Source organism: Chromobacterium alticapitis, from assembly GCF_002924365.1.
GTDB lineage: Bacteria > Pseudomonadota > Gammaproteobacteria > Burkholderiales > Chromobacteriaceae > Chromobacterium > Chromobacterium alticapitis.
Window position 1 is genome coordinate 16,707 of sequence record NZ_PQWB01000051.1, and the last position, 21,710, is coordinate 38,416.

At 65.7% G+C, this 21,710-nt stretch carries 12 protein-coding genes; 8 read left to right on the top strand and 4 right to left on the bottom strand.

Annotation, left to right across the window (positions count from 1 at the left end; translation table 11 throughout):
* The first annotated feature begins 17 nt into the window (after nucleotides 1-17).
* From C2I19_RS13170 to mobA, 5 genes are all read left to right on the top strand, one after another.
* Nucleotides 18-782 carry a glycine betaine ABC transporter substrate-binding protein gene (locus C2I19_RS13170; RefSeq protein ID WP_103903156.1) on the top strand — a complete coding sequence of 255 codons (765 nt, stop codon included), beginning with the start codon at nucleotides 18-20 and terminating at the stop codon, nucleotides 780-782.
* A gap of 208 nt (nucleotides 783-990) precedes the next feature.
* Nucleotides 991-2,493, top strand: a complete 1,503-nt coding sequence (locus C2I19_RS13175) for an efflux transporter outer membrane subunit (protein WP_103903157.1) — start codon at nucleotides 991-993, stop codon at nucleotides 2,491-2,493.
* A 72-nt stretch (nucleotides 2,494-2,565) separates the two neighbouring features.
* The gene (locus C2I19_RS13180; RefSeq protein ID WP_103903158.1) at nucleotides 2,566-3,672 is read left to right on the top strand and encodes an efflux RND transporter periplasmic adaptor subunit; all 1,107 of its coding nucleotides are present in this window, start codon (nucleotides 2,566-2,568) and stop codon (nucleotides 3,670-3,672) included.
* Nucleotides 3,673-3,681: 9 nt separating this feature from the next.
* Nucleotides 3,682-6,744: an efflux RND transporter permease subunit gene (locus C2I19_RS13185; RefSeq protein ID WP_103903159.1), complete on the top strand. Its 3,063-nt coding sequence runs from the start codon at nucleotides 3,682-3,684 to the stop codon at nucleotides 6,742-6,744.
* A gap of 148 nt (nucleotides 6,745-6,892) precedes the next feature.
* Complete coding sequence (gene mobA, locus C2I19_RS13190; protein ID WP_103903160.1) at nucleotides 6,893-7,525, top strand: molybdenum cofactor guanylyltransferase MobA; 633 nt, start codon at nucleotides 6,893-6,895, stop codon at nucleotides 7,523-7,525.
* Here the strand turns inward: mobA and fdhD are convergent, their stop codons facing one another.
* Nucleotides 7,526-8,341, bottom strand: coding sequence for a formate dehydrogenase accessory sulfurtransferase FdhD (gene fdhD, locus C2I19_RS13195; protein WP_103903161.1), 816 nt, complete (start codon nucleotides 8,339-8,341; stop codon nucleotides 7,526-7,528). It abuts the gene before it with no gap.
* Nucleotides 8,342-8,410: 69 nt separating this feature from the next.
* Here fdhD and C2I19_RS13200 point away from each other — a divergent pair, with 69 nt between their 5' ends.
* Both C2I19_RS13200 and C2I19_RS13205 read left to right on the top strand, forming a co-directional pair.
* On the top strand, nucleotides 8,411-8,692 hold the full coding sequence (locus C2I19_RS13200; protein ID WP_103903162.1) for a transcriptional regulator: 282 nt from the start codon (nucleotides 8,411-8,413) through the stop codon (nucleotides 8,690-8,692).
* 178 nt (nucleotides 8,693-8,870) lie between these two features.
* Nucleotides 8,871-11,174, top strand: a complete 2,304-nt coding sequence (locus C2I19_RS13205) for an FdhF/YdeP family oxidoreductase (protein ID WP_103903163.1) — start codon at nucleotides 8,871-8,873, stop codon at nucleotides 11,172-11,174.
* A 28-nt stretch (nucleotides 11,175-11,202) separates the two neighbouring features.
* Here the strand turns inward: C2I19_RS13205 and C2I19_RS13210 are convergent, their stop codons facing one another.
* Nucleotides 11,203-16,455 (bottom strand): PAS domain S-box protein, encoded by a 5,253-nt coding sequence (locus C2I19_RS13210; RefSeq protein WP_103903164.1) that lies wholly within the window; start codon nucleotides 16,453-16,455, stop codon nucleotides 11,203-11,205.
* A 40-nt stretch (nucleotides 16,456-16,495) separates the two neighbouring features.
* Nucleotides 16,496-18,934, bottom strand: a complete 2,439-nt coding sequence (locus C2I19_RS13215) for a GGDEF/EAL domain-containing response regulator (RefSeq protein ID WP_103903165.1) — start codon at nucleotides 18,932-18,934, stop codon at nucleotides 16,496-16,498.
* A 392-nt stretch (nucleotides 18,935-19,326) separates the two neighbouring features.
* Here C2I19_RS13215 and C2I19_RS13220 point away from each other — a divergent pair, with 392 nt between their 5' ends.
* Nucleotides 19,327-19,776 (top strand): hypothetical protein, encoded by a 450-nt coding sequence (locus tag C2I19_RS13220; protein ID WP_103903166.1) that lies wholly within the window; start codon nucleotides 19,327-19,329, stop codon nucleotides 19,774-19,776.
* 5 nt (nucleotides 19,777-19,781) lie between these two features.
* Here C2I19_RS13220 and C2I19_RS13225 read toward each other — a convergent pair whose 3' ends face one another.
* Entirely contained in the window at nucleotides 19,782-21,596 is a 1,815-nt protein-coding gene (locus C2I19_RS13225) for a DEAD/DEAH box helicase (protein WP_199181172.1), read from the bottom strand.
* Between the last annotated feature and the right edge of the window lie 114 nt (nucleotides 21,597-21,710).

A 21,710-nucleotide genomic window follows, 5' to 3' on the forward strand; every position in this document is an offset into this window, starting at 1 on the left:
TCGAACAGGAAGAAAGCATGCGAGCCCACCTGACCCTGATCACCATAGACCTGTCCTTCCATGCCGCCAGCGCCGGCGTGGTGATGGCCGCGCTGGAAAAGCACGGCGTTTCCGCCAGCGAGTGGCGAGTGCCGCACGAGCGCGCTTTCGAACTGCTGGCCAGCGGTCAGGGCGACTTGCTGTGCAGCGCTTGGCTGCCCGGCAGCCACGGCGCCTATCTGGCGCCCTTCGAGCACGAGGTGGAGAAGCTGGCCGCGCTGTACACGCCCTATGCCCTGTGGGGCGTGCCGGACTACGCGCCCGCCGACGCCGTGGCCACCCTGGCCGACCTGGCCAAGCCGGAAGTCGCCGCGCGCATGGTCAAGACCATACAGGGCATCAACCCAGGCGCCGGCATCAGCCGCTTCTCGCTGGAGATCATGGCGCGCTACCGGCTGGACCAGGCCGGCTACCGCTTCCGCCACGGCACGCTGGACGACTGCGCGGCGGCCTTCGAACAAGCCGTCGCTCGCCGCGACTGGGCCGTGGTTCCGCTGTGGCAGCCGCAGTTCCTGCATTGGACCCACCGCATCCGCGAACTGGCCGATCCGGACGGCCTGCTGCGCGGCCGCGACGAAGCGACGCTGCTCATCCGCAAGGACGCGCTGGCGCGCCTGCCGCCCGCCGCCGCGGCCGAGCTGCGCGCGCTGCGCCTGGGCAACCAGGCCATGACCTATCTGGATCACCTGGTCGCGCGCCAGGGCCTGGACCCGCGCATCGCCGCTTCCCGGCTGCCTGGCTGAGGCGCTGTCCCGCCGCGACCTCGACATTCAACAAAACGACATTTCCATACCCCTACCCTCAACCCAGTAGACATACGCCGCAAATCCATAGAGCATAGCAAGCTCATCCCCTGACCCGCCGCGCGCATAGCCGCAGGGGAAGCCATATCGGAAGAGCCGCCGACGCGCTGAAACCGCCCGTCGGCCGTCCGCACATCAGGAGCATGCCGTGCATTCCAAACCGCATTCGAACCGCATCCGACCGCCGCTGCGGCGCGCCGCGGCCGGGCTGGCCGTCGCGCTGGCGCTGGCCGGCTGCGCAGTCGGCCCGGATTTCAAAACGCCCGCCTTGCCCAAGGCCGCCGACGCGCCGTATACCGCCGCCCCGCTGGCCGAGCGCACCGTCAGCGCGGCCGGCGATCGCGTCGGCCAATCCGGCGCCAGCCAACGCCTGATCAACGGCCAGGACCTGCCAGCCGAATGGTGGAAACTGTTCCGCTCAGACGCGCTGGATCAACTGATCCGCGCCGCGCTGGAGCGCAACCCGACGCTGGAAGCCGCCCAGGCCTCGCTGCGCCAAGCCGAGGAAAGCTATAACGCGGCCTCCGGCAACCTGCGCGACCCCGCCGTCAACGGCCAGCTCGGCGGCAGCCGCCAGCGCGCGATACTCAGCGGCTCCACGCCCAGCGAATTCAATCTGTACAACGCCTCGGTCAGTGTGTCCTATACCCTGGATCTGTTCGGCGGCTCGCGCCGGCAACTGGAAGGCCTGACGGCGGCGGTGGACTATCAGCGCTTCCAGACCGAAGGCGCCTACCAAACCCTGATCTCCAACGTGGTGACCGCCGCGGTGCAGGAAGCGGCGCTGCGCGGCCAGCTGCAAGCCACGCGCGAACTGCTGCAGGCGCAAGAGGCTCAGCTGGCCATCATCCGCAAGCAAGTGGAACTGGGCGCGCATCCGCGAGCGGTGGAGCTGACCCAGGGCACGCTGGTGGCGCAAACGCGCGCCCAGATCCCGCCGCTGGAAAAAGCGCTGGACCAGACCCGCCATCAACTGGCCGCGCTGGCTGGGCGCTTCCCCGGCGAAGGCGGCCTGCCCGAGTTCCGGCTGGAATCGCTGAACCTGCCCACCGAGCTGCCAGTGTCGCTGCCGTCGGAGCTCGCGCGGCAGCGGCCTGACATCCGCGCCAGCGAGGCGCTGCTGCACCAGGCCAGCGCCAACGTGGGCGTGGCCACGGCCAACCAGTATCCACAGATCACGCTCAGCGGCAGCTATGGCGACCAGCACACCGTGCTCAAGGGTGTGGATGTAGGCAACACGCTATGGAATATCGGCGCCGGCCTGACCCAGCCGATATTCAACGGCGGCGCGCTCAGCGCCAAGCGCCGCGCCGCGGAAGCGGCCTACCAGCAGGCGGAGGCGCAATACCGCGCCACCGTGCTGAAGGCCTTCCAGAACGTGGCGGACAGTCTGCGCGCCATCGAGACCGACGCCGCGGCGCTGAAAGCGCAGGCCGAAGCCGAAACCCAGGCGCGCGAATCTCTGGAAGTCAACACCCGGCAATACAAGCTGGGCGGCATCAGCTACCTGGCGCTGCTGGACGCGCAACGCAGCTACCAGCAAGCGCGCATAGGCCTGATCCAGGCCCAGGCGGCGCGCTACGCCGATACCGCCGCGCTGTTCCTCGCGCTGGGCGGCGGCTGGTGGCATCGCCCCGCGGCCGCAGGCTGAAACCAAAACACCAAGCCCGCGCCGCCGGCGCGGGACGCTGAAATTCGAATCGCCATTTAGAGAAGACGAATCATGACCAAACGAATGCTGATCATGCTGGGCTGCGTGCTGGCGCTGATCGTAGCGCTGGGCCTGGGCTTTTTCCTGCACATCAAGAAGCTGATCGCCAGCGCGCCCAAGCCCGGCGCGCAGACCGTCACCACCGCCGTCGCCAAGATGCAGTCCTGGCAGCCTCAACTGAGCGCCGTCGGCACGCTGACCGCCGTCCACGGCGTGGACATCAGCAGCGAAGTGGCCGGCCAGGTTCGCAGCCTGCACTTCAAATCCGGCCAGGACGTCAAGGCCGGCGACGTGCTGGTGCAACTGAACGCCGACGCCGACCAGGCCCAGCTGCGCTCGCTGCAGGCCGCCGCCGAGCTGGCCGCCACCACGCTGAAGCGCGACCGCGCCCAGCTGGCGATTGACGGCGTCAGCCAGGCCCAGGTGGACGCGGACGCGGCCGACCTGAAGAGCAAGACCGCCCTGGTGGCGCAACAGGCGGCGCAAGTGGCCAAAAAGACCATACGCGCGCCGTTCACCGGCCGCCTGGGCATCACCGCCGTCAACCCGGGCCAGTACCTGAACCCGGGCGACAAGATCGTCACGCTGCAGACCATAGACCCGGTCTATGTGGACTTCACGCTGCCGCAACGCCAGATCGCCCAAGTGCGCGTGGGCCTGCCGGTCAGCGTCAAAAGCGACGCTTTCGGCGCCGAGGTTTTCCAGGGCAAGATCAACGCGGTCAACCCGAAGATAGACCCGGCCACCCGCAATGTGCAGGTGGAAGCCACCATCGCCAACCCCAAGCGCAAGCTGCTGCCGGGCATGTTCGCCACCGCCGCCATCGAGGTGGGCAGCAAGCAGAGCCATCTGACGCTGCCGCAAACCGCCATCACGTATAACCCGTACGGCTCCACCGTGTTCATCGTCAAGCAGGGCAAGAATGGACCGGAAGCGCAGCAGGCCTTCGTCACCACCGGCGACACCCGCGGCGACCAGGTGGCGATCACCGGCGGCCTAAAGGAAGGCCAGGAAGTGGTGACCAGCGGCCAGCTGAAACTGAAGACCGGCACCCCGGTCGCGGTCAACAACTCGGTGCAGCCGGCCAACAGCCCGAACCCGACGCCGCAGGAACAATAAGGCGCAGCCATGAACTTTACCGACATCTTCATCAAGCGGCCGGTGCTGGCCACTACGGTCAGCCTGCTGATCGTGGTGCTGGGCCTGCGCTCGCTGTTCGGCCTGCCGATCAACCAGTATCCGCGCACGCAGAACGCGGTGGTGACCATCTCCACCGCCTACTACGGCGCCGACGCCAAGACCGTGGCGGGCTTCATCACCCAGCCGCTGGAATCGGCCATCGCCCAGGCTCAGGGCATTGATTATCTGTCCTCGTCCAGCGCCAGCGGCGTGTCCACCATCACCGCCACGCTGCGGCTGAACTATGACGCCAACCGCGCGCTGACCGAAATCAACACCCAGGTCAACTCGGTGAAAAACCAGCTGCCGCCTCAGGCGCAGCAGCCGGTGCTGACAGTGCAGACCGGCCAGACCACCGACGCGATGTATATGGGCTTCTACAGCAACGAGCTGCCCACCAACAACGTCACCGACTACCTGGTTCGCGTGGTCAAGCCCAAGCTGGACTCGATACCGGGCGTGCAAACGGCGGAAATCCTGGGCGCGCGCCAGTTCGCGCTGCGCGCCTGGCTGGATTCGGCCAAGATGGCGGCGCACGGCGTCACCGCGGCCGACGTCAGCGCCGCACTGGCCGGGAACAACACGCTGACCGCGCTGGGCGCCAGCAAGGGCCAGATGGTGACCATCCCGCTGACGGCCGACACCGACCTGCACTCGGTAAACGAGTTCAAACGGCTAGCGGTCAAGCGCAACGGCGACGCCATCGTGCGGCTAGAGGATGTGGCCACCGTGACGCTGGGTTCGGAAAACTATGACTTCAACGTCGCATTCAGCGGCGTGCGCTCGGTGTTCATCGGCATCAAGGTGGCGCCGGAAGCCAACATCCTCGATGTGGCGGAACGGGTGCGCGTCGCCTTCCCGGACGTGCAGAAACAGCTGCCCACCGGCTTGACCGGCCAGATCGTCTACGACTCCACCGAATTCATCAACACCTCCATCCACGAGGTGGTGAAGACGCTGCTGGAGGCGCTGGTGATCGTGACCGTGGTGATCTTCCTGTTCCTCGGCAGCTTCCGCGCCGTGGTGGTGCCGGTGATCGCCATGCCGCTGTCGCTGATCGGCACCTTCTTCATCATGCTGATGCTGGGCTACTCCATCAACCTGCTGACGCTGCTGGCCCTGGTGCTGGCCATCGGCCTGGTGGTGGACGACGCCATCATCGTGGTGGAGAACGTGGACCGCCACATGCGCGAGGGCAAGACGCCGTTCGAAGCGTCCATCATCGCCGCGCGCGAACTGGGCGGCCCCATTTTGGCCATGACGGTGGTGCTGGTGGCGGTGTACGTGCCCATCGGCTTCCAGGGCGGCCTGACCGGCGCGCTGTTCACCGAGTTCGCCTTTACCCTGGCGGCGGCGGTGACGGTGTCCGGCGTGGTGGCGCTGACGCTGTCGCCGATGATGTGCTCGCGCTTCTTCAACGCCGACATGGACAACAGCCCCTTCGTCCACGCCATCGACCGCACTTTCGAGCGCGTGCGCCACGGCTACCAACGCATTCTGCACAGCCTGCTGGAAACCTGGCCGGTGCTGATCGTGATGGGCGCCATCCTGATCGCCCTCTTGGGCGTGATGTTCAAGATGTCCAAGTCGGAGCTGGCGCCGGAAGAAGACCAGGGCATCGTGCTGTCCCAGGTGGTGGGCGCGCCCACCGCCACCGCGCAGCAGATGCAGACCTACGCCAACCAGGTGTTCCAGGTGGGCAAGAGCATGCCGGAATACAAGCAGATGTTCCAGATCACCGGCGTGCCCACCACCAACGCCGGCATAGGCGGCGTGCTGTTCAAGCCCTGGGACCAGCGCTCGCGCAACGCGCATGAAATCCAGATGGATCTGCAGGCACGCTGGAACAAGATCGCCGGCGCCCGCGTGGCGGCCTTCCAGTTCCCGCCGCTGCCGGGCGCGTCCGGCCTGCCGGTGCAGTTCGTCATCACCACCACCGAACCGTTCGAAAACCTGAACCAGGTGACGCAGCAGGTGATGGACAAGGCGCGCGCCTCCGGCAAGTTCTACTTCCTGGACGCCGACCTCAAGATTGACAAGCCGCAAGCTACCCTGGAAGTGGATAGGGACAAGATCTCCGCGCTGGGCATGACGCAGCAGGACGTGGGCAACGCCATGTCCGCGGCGCTGGGCGGCGGCTACGTCAACTACTTCTCCATCGACGGCCGTTCGTACAAGGTGATCCCGCAGGTGCAGCAGGTGGACCGCCTCAATCCGTCCCAGCTCTTGGACTACTACATCAAAACGCCGGGCGGCAGCATGATTCCGCTGGGCACCGTGGCCAAGCTGAAGCAGACGGTGGTGCCGGAATCCATCAGCCGCTTCCAGCAGCTGAACTCCGCCACCATTTCCGGCGTGCCGGCCGTGTCGCAAGGCGAAGTGCTGCAATACCTGCGCGACACCGTGCAGGAAGCGGCGCCCACCGGCTACACCGTGGACTACGCCGGCCAGTCGCGCCAGTACATGCAGGAATCCGGCGGCTTCCTGCTGACCATGCTGTTCGCGGTCATCATCGTGTTCCTGGCGCTGTCGGCCCTGTTCGAGAGCTTCCGCGATCCGGTGGTGATCCTGGTGTCGGTGCCGCTGGCCCTGTTCGGCGCGATGATGTTCATCTTCCTGGGTTTCTCCTCGCTCAACATCTACACCGAGGTGGGCCTGGTGACGCTGATGGGCCTGATCAGCAAGCACGGGATTTTGATCGTGGAAGTGGCCAACGAGCTGCGCAAAACCGGCATGAACAAGCGCCAGGCCATCGAGGAGGCGGCATCCATCCGGCTGCGCCCCATCCTGATGACCACCGCCGCCATGGTGTTCGGCGTGATCCCGCTGGTGATCGCCTCCGGCGCCGGCGCGGCCGGCCGCTACGCCATGGGCCTGGTGATCTTCACCGGCCTGTCCATCGGCACGCTGTTCACGCTGTTCGTGGTGCCGGCGATGTATATGTTCATCGCCTCGCGCCGCGAGGAAAAGGCTGCAGAGCCCTCCGGCGGAGAAGCGCTGCAGACGCCTTGAGCGCGGACTTTCGGTTAAAATCTGACGGCGGCCGCTTGGCCGCCGTTTTTCATTGCCTGCCGCCGATGCCATAGTTGGCCTGTAGGGCGGAAGCCCCGGCTTGGCCGGGGGGCCGCCCTACACCATCACACGCCTCCAGGAGCCCGTCATGCCCGCATGCCGCCATGCAAGTCCTCTCACCGCCCTGCTGCTGGCCGGCGGCCAGGGCACGCGCATGGGCGGCGCGGACAAGGGCTGGGTGGCGCTGGACGGCGTCGCGCTAGCCGAGCGGACCGCGGCCAGGCTGCGGCCGCAAGCGGACGCGCTGCTGATCAGCGCCAACCGCAATCTGCAACGTTACGCCGCCCTGGGCCAGGTGGTGACGGATGCGCCGGAATATGAGCGTTGCGGCCCGCTGGCAGGACTGGAGGCCGGGCTGGCCGCCTGCGCCACCGAATGGATGATCACGGCGCCATGCGACTTGCCCTTGCTGCCGGACGACCTGGCCGCGCGGCTGATGGCGCCCCTGCTGCGCGGCGAGGCAAGAATCAGCGTCGCGCATTGCGCCGGCCAGCCGCATCCGGTCTGCATGGCGCTGTCGCGCGCGCTGCTGCCCTCCTTGCGCGATTACCTGGCAAATGGCGGACGCCGGGTGCGCGAATGGCAGGCTGCCAATGGCGCGCTCGCCGTGGTCTTCGACGACGCGCCGCGCGCGTTCAGCAATCTGAACTCGCCGGAGGACCTGGCCAGGCTGGAGCGCGAGTGGAAAGACCAGGCCCGAGCCCCCGCGAGCCGCGCCTGATCAGGCTTGAGCTTGGGCGGTGTACTCGACGAAACCGTTCTGCCGGCAGAAGCTGGCCAGCGTCACGCCGGCGCGGCGCGCGATGTCCACCGCCAGCGAGGTGGGCGCGGAAATGGTGGCCAACATGGGGATGTTGAGCCGCGCCGCCTTGCGCACCAGCTCGTAGCTGGCGCGGCTGGACAGGAAGACGAAACCGTCTCCGACGCAGGCCTCCTCCATCGCCAGCCAGCCTATCAGCTTGTCCAGCGCGTTATGGCGGCCGACATCCTCGAACACGGCCAGCACATTGCCCTCCCTATCGCACCAGGCCGCAGCGTGGGCGCAGCCGGTCAGCCGCATCAAATGCTGATGCGGCGGCAAGCCGGCCGCGGCGCGGGCGATGGCCTGGCCATCGGCGGCGATGGGCTGGCTCGGCGGCGCAATGGCCTCCGGCGCCAGATCCAGCAGGGCCAGGCTCTCTATGCCGCATACGCCGCAGCCGGTGCGCCCGGCCAGCGATCGGCGGCGCTCCTTCATCGCCAAGAAAGCCGGCTGGGCGATTTCCAGCCTGACCTCCGCTCCGCCGCAAACCGTCTCGGCCTCCACGTCGAAAATCTCCGACCGCCGCGCGACAATGCCCTCGCTCAAGGCGAAGCCAAGGGCTAGCTCGACCAGATCGCATGGCGTAGCCATCATCACCGCGTGCGAAATGCCGTTGAACACCAGCGCCACCGGCGCTTCTTCCGCCACCCAATCGACAGCGTCCGACGCCGCGCCGGCCTTGTGCCTCAGCACCGGCAGCCGGACCGCGCCGGCCTCTTCCCTAATCGCATTCATTCTTTTCTTTCCGCTCCCGCCTGGCCGAGTGCGCTAGACTATGCCCCGCTCCGCCCCGCAGAACACGCCATGACCTCAGACGAGCCTCTCAAAACCGAACAACTGGACCCCGCCATCGCCGCCTTGCTGGCTCAGCTATGGCGCGCGGAATCCGCCAGCGACGCGCCCTGGTCATTGCCCAGGCTATGCAAGCAATCCGGCCTGCGCATGAGCACCGTGCGACGCAGCCTGACGCTGCTGGGCGAGCTGGAGTTGGCGGCGATGCGCGTCGACGAGGCCGGCCAAGGAGAGGCCATGCTGACGGCGCAAGGCAAAGCCCTGTGCCGCCTGCTGTTCGCACCCGCCGGCTGACATTATCCCCCCGCCGCCGCAGCATGGCCAGCCGCCGGCATAAGCCGCTCCCGCGGCCATGCCGCCAAGATAAAGCCTTGACGCCCCCCCGCCGGCTGGCTTTATCCTTGCTATCTACCCGCCCGTTCCGCCCTCCCGGCGGTTCGAGTTTCACCGCATACCTATCTGGACATCCCGCATGGACCACAAGCGCAAGGAGCGCATCGAACCGTACACGCTGCCGGCTGGCGGCCTGGACTCGCTGAAAAGCTCCACGATCACGCTGCTGAAGGAAAAAGTGCCCGGCAGCCGCTTCAAGACGCTGCTGAGCCAAAACCAGCCGGACGGATTCGACTGCCCGGGCTGCGCCTGGCCGGACCGAGAACACACCTCCACCTTTGAATTCTGCGAGAACGGCGTCAAGGCGGTGGCGGCAGAAGCCACGGCCAAACGCGCGGGCGCGGAACTCTTCGCCCGCCATACCGTGGCGGCGTTGCTGGAACAAAGCGACTACGAGCTGGAACAGCACGGACGGCTGACCGAGCCGCTGGCCTATGACCACGCCAGCGACCGCTATCTGCCCATCAGCTGGGACGACGCTTTCGAGCGGATCGCCCGTCATCTGAAGGCCCTGCCCGACCCGAACCAGGCCGCGTTCTACGTGTCCGGCCGCACCAGCAACGAAACCGCCTTCCTATTCCAGCTGTTCGTGCGCCTGTACGGCACCAACAACTTCCCGGACTGCTCCAATCTGTGCCATGAATCGTCCAGCCGCGCCCTGCCGCAGACGGTGGGCGTGGGCAAGGCCACGGTGGTGCTGGAGGATTTCGAACACGCCGACACCATCATGGTGTTCGGCCAGAATCCGGCCACCAACCACCCGCGCATGCTGAACGAGCTGCGCGCGGCGGCCAAGCGCGGCGCGACCATCGTGTCGATCAACCCCCTGAAGGAAAAAGGGCTGGACCGCTTCGCCAGTCCGCAGCATCCGCTGGATCTGTTGGGCGGCGGCACTGAAATCAGCTCGCTGTTCATCCGGCCGACGCTGGGCGGCGATTTCGCGCTGATCAAGGGCGTGGCCAAGCGCGTGCTGGAGCTGGACGACGAGGCTGTCGCCGTCGGCGGCGAGCGCGTGCTGGATCTCGCCTTCCTCGACCAGCATTGCAGCGGCTTCGATGCCTTCGCCGCCGACCTTCGCCAGGAAAGCTGGCAGCAACTGATCGCCGCCTCCGGCGTGGCCTTCCAGGACATTGAACGGCTGGCTAGAACCTATGTCCGCGGCAAAGCCGTGATCGCCACCTGGGGCATGGGTCTGACCCAACACCGCGACTCGGTGGCCGCCATCCAGATGCTGTCCAATCTGCTGATGATGCGCGGCAATATCGGCCGCCTCGGCGCCGGCCTGTGCCCGGTGCGCGGCCATTCCAATGTGCAGGGCGACCGCACCATGGGCATTGAGGACAAGCCGACGCCGGCCTTCCTCGATCGCCTGGCCCAGGTTTACGATTTCGAGCCGCCGCGCGAGCACGGCCTGGACGCGGTGGACACCATCCACGCCATGCGGGATGGCCGGGTCAAGGTCTTCGTCGGCCTGGGCGGCAATTTCGCCATGGCCACGCCGGACACGCCGCGCACCTTCGAGGCGCTGCGCAACTGCGCGCTGACGGTGCAGATATCCACCAAGCTGAACCGCAGCCACCTGATCCACGGCGCAGACGCGCTGATCCTGCCCACGCTGGGCCGCACCGAGATCGACCTGCAGAAAACCGGCCCGCAGGGCGTGACGGTGGAAGACTCGATGTGCATGGTGCACCTGTCCTACGGCATCAATCCGCCGGCGTCCAAACAGCTGCTGTCTGAAACCGACATCACGGCCCGCATGGCTCACGCCGTGCTAGGCGACGGCAAGGTCGATTGGCTGTCCTATGTCGGCGACTACTCGCGCATCCGCGATGAAATCGCCAAATCCATTGCAGGCTTTGAAGATTTCAATGCCCGCGTGGCCAAGCCCGGCGGTTTCCATCTGACGCCGGCCTCGCGCGAGCGGCGCTGGCTGACGCCAAGCGGCAAGGCGCAGTTCATCGTCAATGCGCTGGCTCGGGATACGCCCATCTCCCGCGCCCGCGCGCAGCATGGCGACGAGCTGATGGTGCTGATGACGGCCCGTTCCAACGATCAGTACAACACCACCATCTACGCGCTGGACGACCGTTACCGCGGCGTCTACGGCCAGCGCCGGGTGCTGCTGATACACCGCGACGACATCGCGCGGCTGGGCTTCGCCGCCGGCGACAAGGTGGATATCTTCACCGTCTGGCACGACGGCGCAGAGCGCCGCGCCGACGGCTTCCGGCTGGTGGAGTACGACATTCCTCGCGGCTGCCTGGGCGCCTATTTCCCGGAAACCAACCCGCTGATTCCGCTGGACAGCGTGGCCGAGGTGTCGAACACGCCGACGTCCAAATCCATCCCGGTGCTGCTGCGGCGCGCCGCCGTCAGCTAAGGCCATGGCCAGGCGTGCTGGCCGCGGCCTAAGCCGCAGCCAGCAGCGTCTTGACGATGCGCGCGGCCTCGTCGAAATCCAGCCGCGCCACGCTGCGCTCCAGCTGCCGCAAAGCGTCTTCCGGCAGGCCCAGGCCGCGCCGTCCCAGCTCCTCCACCAGATCGACCACGGCCAGGTTGCTGTCGTCCAGCATGGCCATGATCTCCCTCAGCACTCCGCCCCGGTCGCGGCCTTCCGCCTCGGTAGCGGGCGCCGGCGGCTCAGGCGGCGGCAGCGACGACTCCAACCGATCCGCTCCCCGCTCCAGCATGGAAGCCAGTTCGGCCGACTCCCGCTCCCACTGCGGCTCTTCGCCGGTCTTCACAAGCCGCTCAAGCTCCGCGGCGCGCGCGCTCAGCGCAGAGGCGCCCATGGTAGCCGCCAGCCCCTTCAGCGTATGCAGCGCGATCGCCTCGGCCTTGCGCCGCGATTCATCTGCGCCATCTACGCAGCCTATCTGCCGCAGCAACTCCCGACACTCCTGCCGGAACGTGGACAACGCCGCGCGGTAAACCGGCAGACGGTTGCCGAAGCGGCGCAAGCGCGACTCTAGCGGCTCCACTTCCCCCCCGTCCGGCGCCGGCTTCGCCGCCGCCCGGCCCGGCGACGCGGCGTATCCGCTCAGCGCCAGCAACTTGGGCACCAGTTCGTCTATGTCTATGGGTTTGCCCACATGGTCGTTCATGCCGGCGGCCAGGCAGGCTTCGCGGTCCGCGTGCGAGGCGTTGGCCGTCATTGCCAGGATGGGCAGCGCCTGTCCGCGCGCGTCGGCCCGGATGCGCCGCGTCGCCTCCAGGCCATCGATATCCGGCATTTGCACGTCCATGATCACGATATCGAATAGCGACGCGGCCTGCGTCGCCATCGCCACGCCGGGCAAGCCGCCTTCGGCGACCTCCACTCGCGCGCCCTCCTCCTCCAGCAGCGCCGATGCCACCTGCCGGTTCAAGGCGTTGTCCTCCACCAGCAGAATGCGCATGCCGGCCAACCGCCGCCCCATGGCCTCGTCGCCGCTGACCGCCGGCTCGCTTGGCGCGCCGAGCCTCCCCACCGAACGCTCCACCACGTCCACCAATTGCTGCGGCGTGACCGGCTTGGTCAGGAAATCGCTGAACGGCGCGTTCTGCTTGTCCACCGCCTCCGCCAGCACCTCTCGGCCAAAAGCCGTCACCATGATGATCACCGGCGGCCTGTCGCCCGCCAGTTCGCGCCGCATGCGCTCCGCCACGCCCAAACCGTCCATCTGGGGCATGCGCCAGTCCATCAGCGCCACATCGTAGCGCTCGCCTTTGTCCGCCAGGCGGCGCGCGCACGCCAACGCCTCCTCGCCGCCCTCCGCGTACTCCGCCCGCCAGCCCAGCTGCTTGATGGTGTTGACCAGTATCTCGCCGGCCAAGGGATTGTCGTCCACCACCAGAATGCGCAAGCTGTCCTTGGCCACGGCCGGCGTCGGCACCAGCGGCGTCTCATCCGACATCTCCAGCGCGAGCTCGAACCAGAAACGGCTGCCATGGCCCAACTGGCTTTCCACCTGCAACTGGCCGCCCATCAGCTCGATCAAGCGCTTGCTGATCACCAGCCCCAGCCCCGTACCGCCAAATCGGCGCGTGGTGGACGCCTCCGCCTGGGTGAAGCCATCGAAAATCCGCGCCAATTGTTCCGGCGCGATGCCAATGCCGGTGTCGCTGACTTCTATGCGCAGCCGGACAGCCTCTTGATCGCGCGCCAGCTCCGTCAGCGCCACCACCACTTGCCCCTGGCTGGTGAACTTCAACGCGTTGCCCGCCAAGTTGATCAGGATTTGCAGCAGGCGCAGCCTGTCGCCGCGCAGCCCCGAAGGCAGCTCAGGGTCCATGCGGAACAGCACCTCGACATTGCGGTCGCCGTTATTGGCCGACAACACGACCGACAGATCGCGCATCAGGCCTTCCAGATCGAAGGGGTGGATGTCCAGCTGCAATTTGCCGGCGTCCATCTTGGAAAAATCCAGAATGTCGTTGAGCAGGCCTAGCAAGGACTTGGCCGCCGTCTGCGTTTTGCCCACGTAATCGCGCTGCCGCTCGTCCAGCCGGGTGTGCAGCAAGAGTTGCAGCAGCCCCAGCACCGCGTTCATCGGCGTGCGTATCTCATGACTCATATTGGCCAGGAACTGGCTCTTGACCACGCTGGCCTGCTCCGCCTGCTTCATCGCCCGCAACAGGTTTTGCTCATAGGCGCGCTGCTCGGTGACATCCAGATTGATGCCGGTCACCCGGATCGGCCGTCCCTTGTCGTCGCGCTCCACCTGCGCCGCCGCTTGCACATAGCGCGTATCGCCGTCCGGATGCACCACGCGGAACACTTCGTCGAAAGGCCGCTCCCCCGCCAGCGCGGCTCGCAAGCCGGCCTCGGCCCTCTCCAGATCCTCCGGGTGCACCCGCTCGCGCCAATGCCGGTATTGCAGATCCTCCTGCAACGCCTGCGACTGGGCGTAGATTTCGAACATCCTGCGGTTCCAGCTGAGGCGGCCATCCTCCGTCGTCCAGCTCCAGACACCCAGATGCGCCACTTCCGCAGCCAATTGCAGCTGGTCCCTGGCCGCCAGCAGTTCGCGCTGCTGGCGCAGCCTGCCGGTGATGTCGGTGGCGATGGCCAGATAGCCTATGATCTCGTCGCCGCCATCGCGCATCGCGCTGACGATCAGCGAAACCTGCAAGCGGCTGCCGTCCTTGCGCGAATAAGTCCACTCCCGGGTTTCGGGGCCGAAGATTCTTGCGCCATGCACCAGCGCGCCGAAGCCTTGAATGGACAGGCCCTCTCGCTCTCTGAGTTCTTTTTCCAGCACCGACAACTCATCAGCCTGATGAAAATGGGCAAGGCCGATCCGCCCCACCACCTCGCCCTCCTGATAACCCAGCATGCGCTGCGCGCCGCTGTTGAACTGGGTGATCACGCCGCCCACGTCCATCGCGATGATGGCGGTGGCCGACGCCGCGCGCAGCATATTGCTCAACAGCCTGTGCACGCGCGCCAGTTCGGCGTCGGCCAGCCGGCGCTCCGTGATGTCTATGCGCAGCGCGATATAGCGCTCGATCCGGCCGCTGGCGCCGACATGCGGCACGATGACGGTGTCCAGCCAGCGCAAATGGCCGTCGCGCGTCTGGTTGCAGATTTCGCCGCGCCAGGGGCGGCCGGCGCTGATGGCGCTCCACATGGCCTGCCAGAACGCCGCCGGATGCGTGCCCGCGCCCAGCCGCTTATGGTCGCCTCCCAATAGCTCGTCGCGCGCATAGCCGTGCGTCAGGCAGAACAGGTCGTTGACCTCGCGGATGCGCCCCTCGGCGTCGGTCACCGAGTACAACAGCTGCTGGTTGATGGTGTCCAACAACGCCTCGCGGTTCCGCAAGGCATCCGCCAGCTGGCTGCGTCCCTCCTCCAGCTCCGTCACGTCATGGGAAACCGCGTAGAACCCCTGGACCACGCCATCGACGACATCCGGCAGATATTGAACCAGCGCGTAGCGCATGCTGCCGTCCGCGCGCATGACGCGCCGTTCGAAGCTTTGCGGCTCGCCGCGCAGAGCGCCCTCTATCCATGGCAGGCTGTCGCGATACGGCTCCTCGCCCAGCAGCTCCCGCAGCGAGCGCCCCAGCACCTGCTCCGGCTCCAGGCCGAACCAGTCCTTGCAGGCATGGTTGGCCACCCGGTTCCTTTGCTCGCGGTCCCAATAGCCTATCATCGACGGCACCGCGTCCAGCACAGCCTGCAAGACGTTCCTGGCCTGCTCCAGTTCCGCGGTGCGGCTGGCCACCAGCGTTTCCAACCTGTCGTTCAGTTCATGCAGCTCGGCCTCCGCCCGTTTCTGAACGCTGATGTCGCGCGCCACCTTGGATGCGCCTACCACCAAGCCGTCGCCGCTCAAGATGGGAGAAATGGCCACGGACACGGGAATCAGGCCGCCATCCTTGCTGCGGCGCACAGTTTCGAAGTGCTCCACCCGCTCGCCGCGGCCGATGCGCGCCAAAATATCCAGCTCCTCGTGCAGCCTGTCCTCCGGCACGATCAAATCCGCCAGCCGGCGTCCAATCGCCTCCGCCTCGGCGTAACCGAACATCCGTTCCGCGCCCTGGTTCCAGCTGGTCACCACGCCCGCCAGGCTCTTGCCTATCATGGCGTCAATCGAATTCTCTACTATGCCGGCCAGCCGCGACTGAGCCGCGGCGAACTGGCGACGCCGGTACTGGCCGCGGCCCAACAGATAGGCCGCCAGCGAAGCCAGCGCGCTCAGCGCCGCACCCGCCAGGCCATAGCTTTCAGGGCTCGGCAATCTCAGGCTGGCGATGAAAGCGGGGCCAGCGTCAAAGCGCATGCGCCAGAGCCGCCCGTGCAGCGCTTGCCGCACATCCTCGCTGGCGGCAACCCGCTCCTCGCCGCCCACTGGATTGCTGCGGTAAAGCGGCAACGGGCCGCCCGCCTCCGTGACATCGGACAACTCCATGGATAGGCCCGGATGCGCCTGCAGCGCGTCGCGCAACGCCGGCTCCAGCCTTATCGTCGCGAAGGTCCAGCCCATGCCGGCCTGCAATCTGGCGGCCTCGCTCGCCGGCGTGGCGCCGCCTCGATATACCGGCATCAACATCAGAAGGGATTGCGCCAGGCTGGAGGGACGGCTCTCCAGCGCGATGGGCGCAGTCAGCCGAGTCTCGCCGCTGCGCAGCGCCGCTTCGGCCGCCGCGCGGCGATTGTCCTCCGAGGCGATATCCAGCCCCAGCGCCTGCCGGCTCATCGCCTCCGGTTCGATAAAGCGGACCACAGCCCGCTCGCCTGCGTGCGCGTGCAGCTGGAAAATGGAAAATCCGGGCGCGCCATCCTGCCGGGCCTGGCGTTCGAAACTGGCCGCCTGCTCCGGCGGCACCCGCTGGATATAGCCGAAAGCCAGCGCGCCGGGAAACTCCGCGGCGATATCCCTGCTCTGGCTGTAAACATGGAAATCCTGGCGGCTGGCCTCGGCCGCGCCGTGGCTGACGATCACGCCGCGCGCGCCGCGCAAGCCATATTGATAGCGCTCGACGCGGACCGCCACATCGTCCGCGGCCAGCCGCGCGGCCAAGCGCAGCGCCGCGCGGACCTGATCCGCGCCATCCCGATGGATCCGCCACGCCAGCCATCCGCTGCCCGCCAGCCCCAGCAGCAGGATCAGAATGGCCCAAACCGCGGCTGCCCGCTCGGACCCGATGACCGGGCCGTATCGCCATCTCGTCAAGCCGCCCCCTTCCCGCCTGCCCTTGCGCGCCGGATCTGGATCACGCCAGGCTGCGTTCCAGTTCCGCCGCCGGCATCGGTTTGCCGTAGCGATAACCCTGCATGACGCGGCAGCCCAGCTTGAACAGCGCCTGCGCCTGCGCCTCGCTTTCCACGCCTTCCGCCACCAGATCCAGGCTCATGCCTTGCGCCATGCTGACGATGGCGGCCACGATGGCGGCGCTATTCCTGTCAGACAGCATGTCATGCACGAAACTCTGGTCGATTTTCAACACATCTATCGGAAACAGCTTCAAATAGGACAGGCTGGAATAGCCGGTGCCGAAGTCGTCGATGGCGATGGAGACGCCCAGGCGCTTCAATTCGGCCAGCGTCGCCATCGTCTTGTCCGCGTCCTGCGCCAGCACGCTCTCGGTGATTTCCAGCTGCAGCAGCGAAGCGGGCAGGCCCGTCTCCGCCAGCGCCTCGCGCACTTCCTCGTCAAAACAGCCTTCCGCCATCTGCAGCGACGATACATTGACCGCCACGCGCAAGGGATGGCCTGCATCCAGCCAGCGCTTGCCGTCCCGGCACGCCTGCCGCAACACGAACTGTCCCAGTTGCAGGATCAGCCCGGTTTTTTCCGCCAGCGGGATGAAGTCGGCCGGCGACTGGATGTCGCCCTCCTCCTTGCGCCAGCGCATCAGCGCCTCCACGCCGACTATGTCCTGGCTTTCCATGTCCACCTTGGGCTGGTAATACACCAGGAAACCGCCTTGCTCCGCGCCCATCCGGATATGACGCTCCAACGCGCGCCGCGTCAGCAGGGCCTCTTCGATCTCTCCAGAAAAGAAGCGGCATAAATTGCGCCCCGCCTGCTTGGCGTGATACAGGGCGGCGTCCGCGTGCCGATACAGGTCCTCGGCATCCCGGCTGTCATCCGGGTACAGGCTCACACCCATGCAGGCGGACAAGTCATAGCGAGCCTCCCCTAGCCAGAACGGCTCGGCGACGACTTTGCGCAACTTTTCGGCGAACAGCGCGGACTGCTCTATGCCGCCCAGGCCCGGCAACAGAATGATGAATTCGTCGCCGCCCTGCCGGCTGACCGTGTCGCTGGGCCGCAAAGCCCCCTGCAAGCGCTTGGCCACCTGCTGCAGCAACTTGTCGCCGACCGAATGCCCCATCGAGTCGTTGATCAGCTGAAAATGGTCCAGATCCAGCATCATCAGGCACATGCGCTCCCCGCTCTGCTCAGCCTGCTGCAGCGATTGCAGCAGGCGGTCTTGCAGCAGAATGCGGTTGGGCAGATTGGTCAGCGCGTCATGCTGGGCCAGATGGGTCATTTTCACCGCCATCGCCCGCGCCTCGCTGACATCGTGGAACACGATGATGGAGCCGGTGAGCTGCCCCGCGTGGTCGAGGATGGGCGCGGCGGAGTCTTCCACCTCCAGCAGGGCGCCGTCCCGCCGCACCAGCGCGCAGTCCAGCGCCATGCCCACCGTGCGGCTTTCCGCCAACGCCAGCCTGACCGGATTGGCTATCCGGCGGCCCGCGCCGGTTTCCTGCAGCGGCATGATCAAATCTATGGGCTTGCCCAGCGCCTCCCGCGCCAGCCAGCCAGTCATCACCTCGGCGATGGGGTTGAGAAAAGTGATGCAACCTTCGGCATCGGTGGCGATCACCGCGTCGCCTATGGAATTCAGCGTGATGCGGATGCGCTCCTTCTCATCGAACAAGGCCTGCTCCGCCCGCTTGCGCTCTGTCACGTCGGTGACCAGCATCAAATAGCCCGCCTCTTGCCTGTCCACCAGCGAAACCTGTCCATGCAGCGCGGTGCCGTCGCGCCGAGTGAAACTCATGTCGAACGAAGCATTGCCCTGGCGCAACGCCTGGGACAGATAGCCGTCTATGGCGGCGTAGTTGGCGTCGCCCAACGCTTCCCGCGCATGCATGCCCAGCATGGCCGCGGCGGGAATGCCGAACCATTGCCCCTCCGCATCGTTGCAGAAGACATTGCGCCCATCCGCGCCCCAATGCGCGATGAAGGCAGGCAGGTTCTGCAGCACATCGGTCAGATCCTGTTGCGCCCTGGCCAGCTGCCGCGTTTTTCGCTGCAAGGCCAGATGGGTCTGGATGCGCGCCCGCGCCACCGGCACATTGAGCGGCTTGTGCAGAAAGTCCACGCCGCCCATGCTCAGGGCCCGCAACTCGTTCTCGCTCTGGCCATGAGAGGTGACGAAAATCACCGGGATGTCCCGCAAGCGCGGCGTCGCCTTGATTTCCCGGCACACCGCATAGCCATCCATGTCCGGCATTTCGATATCCAGCAGAATGACGTCCGGCCTGCTGCGTTTGGCCATGTCCAGCGCCGCCGGCCCCGTGGTGGCGAAGCGCACTTCGCCCAGCCCGCGCACCGCTTCCCGCACGACATGGACATTGCTGGGCACGTCGTCGACGATCAAAATCTTCGCCTGATCCCGCGCCAGATCATTGAACATGTAACATCCTCTCGCCAGCCCCTAAAGATTGCGCGCAGACCATCCGCCCGCTGAATCGCGCGCCAGCGCGGCCGGCTATGCTGTGCGACTATTCTTTAGGGATAGCTTGCCGCCGGTCTTGCGGCAAGCGCGCAAGCTGCCTGCCGACACGCGCCCGCATGCCGCCAAGCCCCACGGCGCTTAGCTAAGAGATAGGTAGTTGTACGAGTTGAATTCATGGCGCGCTCTGTCAAAAGTGACAGTATGCGAATAACGGCATGGTCTAAGAATGCCGGCAGGACAGCCAGCACGCATGAATCGGCCGCGCAGCGCGGCCTGATTATCAAGGGATCATTCCATTCCAATCCTCATCCCGCCCAACGCGACAGGTTGCGGACCAAGGAGAATGCGCCATGGACAAGCCCCAGATTCCCCTATTGATCAACTACGCCAGCAACCCCAATTGCCTGGGCGTGGCCAGGCTGGCGGCCGGCGGCATCGTCGGAAACGACCATTGCGGCGGGGACAATCTATGCGCGGCCACGCTGAGCCTGCTGCTGGACATGGCGCGCATCAATGTAGGCGTCATCAACGACGTGGTGGAATTAACCGGCGAGCTGCGCCGCCGCGGCTGGCACATCATCCGCACGCCGGACACCGCGGAGACAGGCTGCGATCAGCTCAGCAGCGGCGACATCGGCGTGCTGATCAGTTCGCGCTTCAAACATATCTATTTGGTGGTCAATGCCGGCAATCCGGAAATGCCGGAAGTGGCGGACTGCCAGTCGCTCAGCCCGCATCCGCACTGGGTCACCGGCGGCAACGCCTTGCCGCAGACCACTTTCTTTCTGAGAGCGACCTAGCCGATTCACGCGCCCAAGCGCCGGCCGAACGCGCCGTCGCCGCTGACAGTCACGATCAGCTCGCTGGTTGCGCGCGTCGCCGCCACATAGAACAGTCTCGCCTCCTCCTGTTCCTCTTCGCCAGGCGCCGGCATCTGTCCGACGCCTGGAATCGCCACCACAGGGAATTCCAAGCCCTTGCTGACCTTCATGGTCAAAATCTTCACCTCATCGTCACCCGGCTGAAAGTCGCCGGAGCGCTTGCGCATCCGATGGGGGATGCCTTTCTTCGACAAGGCCGTCGCGCACAGATCCATCATGGCGTAATTGCGACAGAGTATGGCCATATCGCCCCAGGCATGGCCCTGCTGGCGAGCGCTATCCAGCAACTCGGCGATTTTGACCGCCTCTTCCGACACGCTGGGCAGCCTCACCACCAAGGGGACATGCCCTTCGCGGCCATAGCTGATGGGACGGATCAATGGAATGCCGTCATCGTCCTTTTCTTCGGGATTCAGCAGATCGGCGGCGATTTTATTGGCCAGTTGCAGAATCTGCCTGGTATTCCGGTAATTGATCTTCAGGATGGTGGTGCGGCCTTGGGCCTGGATGCCCACGCTCTTGAAGCTGAATTGCTTGCCATGCCGTCGCTCGTAAATGCTTTGCGCGTCGTCGTACAGCAACAACAGGCTGTTGGTGCTCGGGTCCACCATTTGCGTCAACAGCTTCAGCCATTCCGGCCGGAAGTCATGACCCTCGTCTATCAACACGGCCTGGTATTGGCCGGCCGGTATTTGCTGGCGGCCCACTGCCTCTATCACATTGGCGACCATCTCATCGAACATCGCGCCGCCTTGCTGCGGCAGCGGCTGGTGGTACGCCACCAATTGCTGCCGGCACCACTTGTGGAAGTTGCGGGCGTGCACCCTATGCGCCAAACCTTTCGCTTCAAACAAGGCGTTCAATTGCACGCCCAGCGGTTCGTTGAAACACAGCACCAGAATGGGTTTGGCCGCCTCGGCGCTCGCCTTGGCCAGATATTCGGCCCGATAGGCCAGAATCATGGTCTTGCCAGAGCCGGCCACGCCGTGAATCACTCGATGCCCGTCGCCCAGACTGCGCGCCAGTTGCTCCTGCTGCAAATCCATGACCTTCATCACGCTGGGCAATTGAGCGTCCGGGTCCTGATCATCGAACAAAGACTCCTGCGTCGGCACGCGCACCTCGGGGAACAGAATCCAGCGCGCCCGGTCCAGTTGCGGCACGGTCAGAATGGACGGGAAGCTGTGAGGAAACATATTCCACAAGCGCTGCTGAAAACGCTCGGCATCGCCGGTTTCCTGCATTTCGTCGGAACAGATCACAAAATCCGGCTCTATCGCCTCGGCCAAACCCGCCGCCTCGAATTGCCGCCGCGTAATGCGGGTGAACACCACCCCATATCCCCAGGGAAACGCCAGCTTGCCCTCGTGCCTCCCCTCATGGTGAATCAACTGCGCGTCCCGCTCCAGCGCGTTGACCACCTGTATGGCGCAATGCCGGGCCTGCGCCAACGGATTAATCACCACTTTCAGTGGCCCGCCATCCGGCGTGATTTCAAAAAACTGCCGGGTAGCGCGAACGATGGTTTCCAGCTTCCAATCCTTGGTTTCCAGAATCAGAATGCCGCGTCGCGGATGCAGAACCACAAAATCGGGATGGGTTTGTTTCGGCCCGATCGGCGTGTCGTACCACAGCAAATAGTCGTTTTCCAATTGCTGCTCCAGCCGCTCCGCGAGACGCTTTTCGCCGGAGGTCATCCTGGAGACGCAACTGCCTAAATTGGGAATGAGGGTAGCCATGTGAACATCATAATTCACACAAAGATGATGAATCAATCGCGCTAAAACCAGAATCCTGCATAAAGCGCAGGCGATTGCGATTGATCAAGAGCATGACCCGGTGGAAAGCACGCA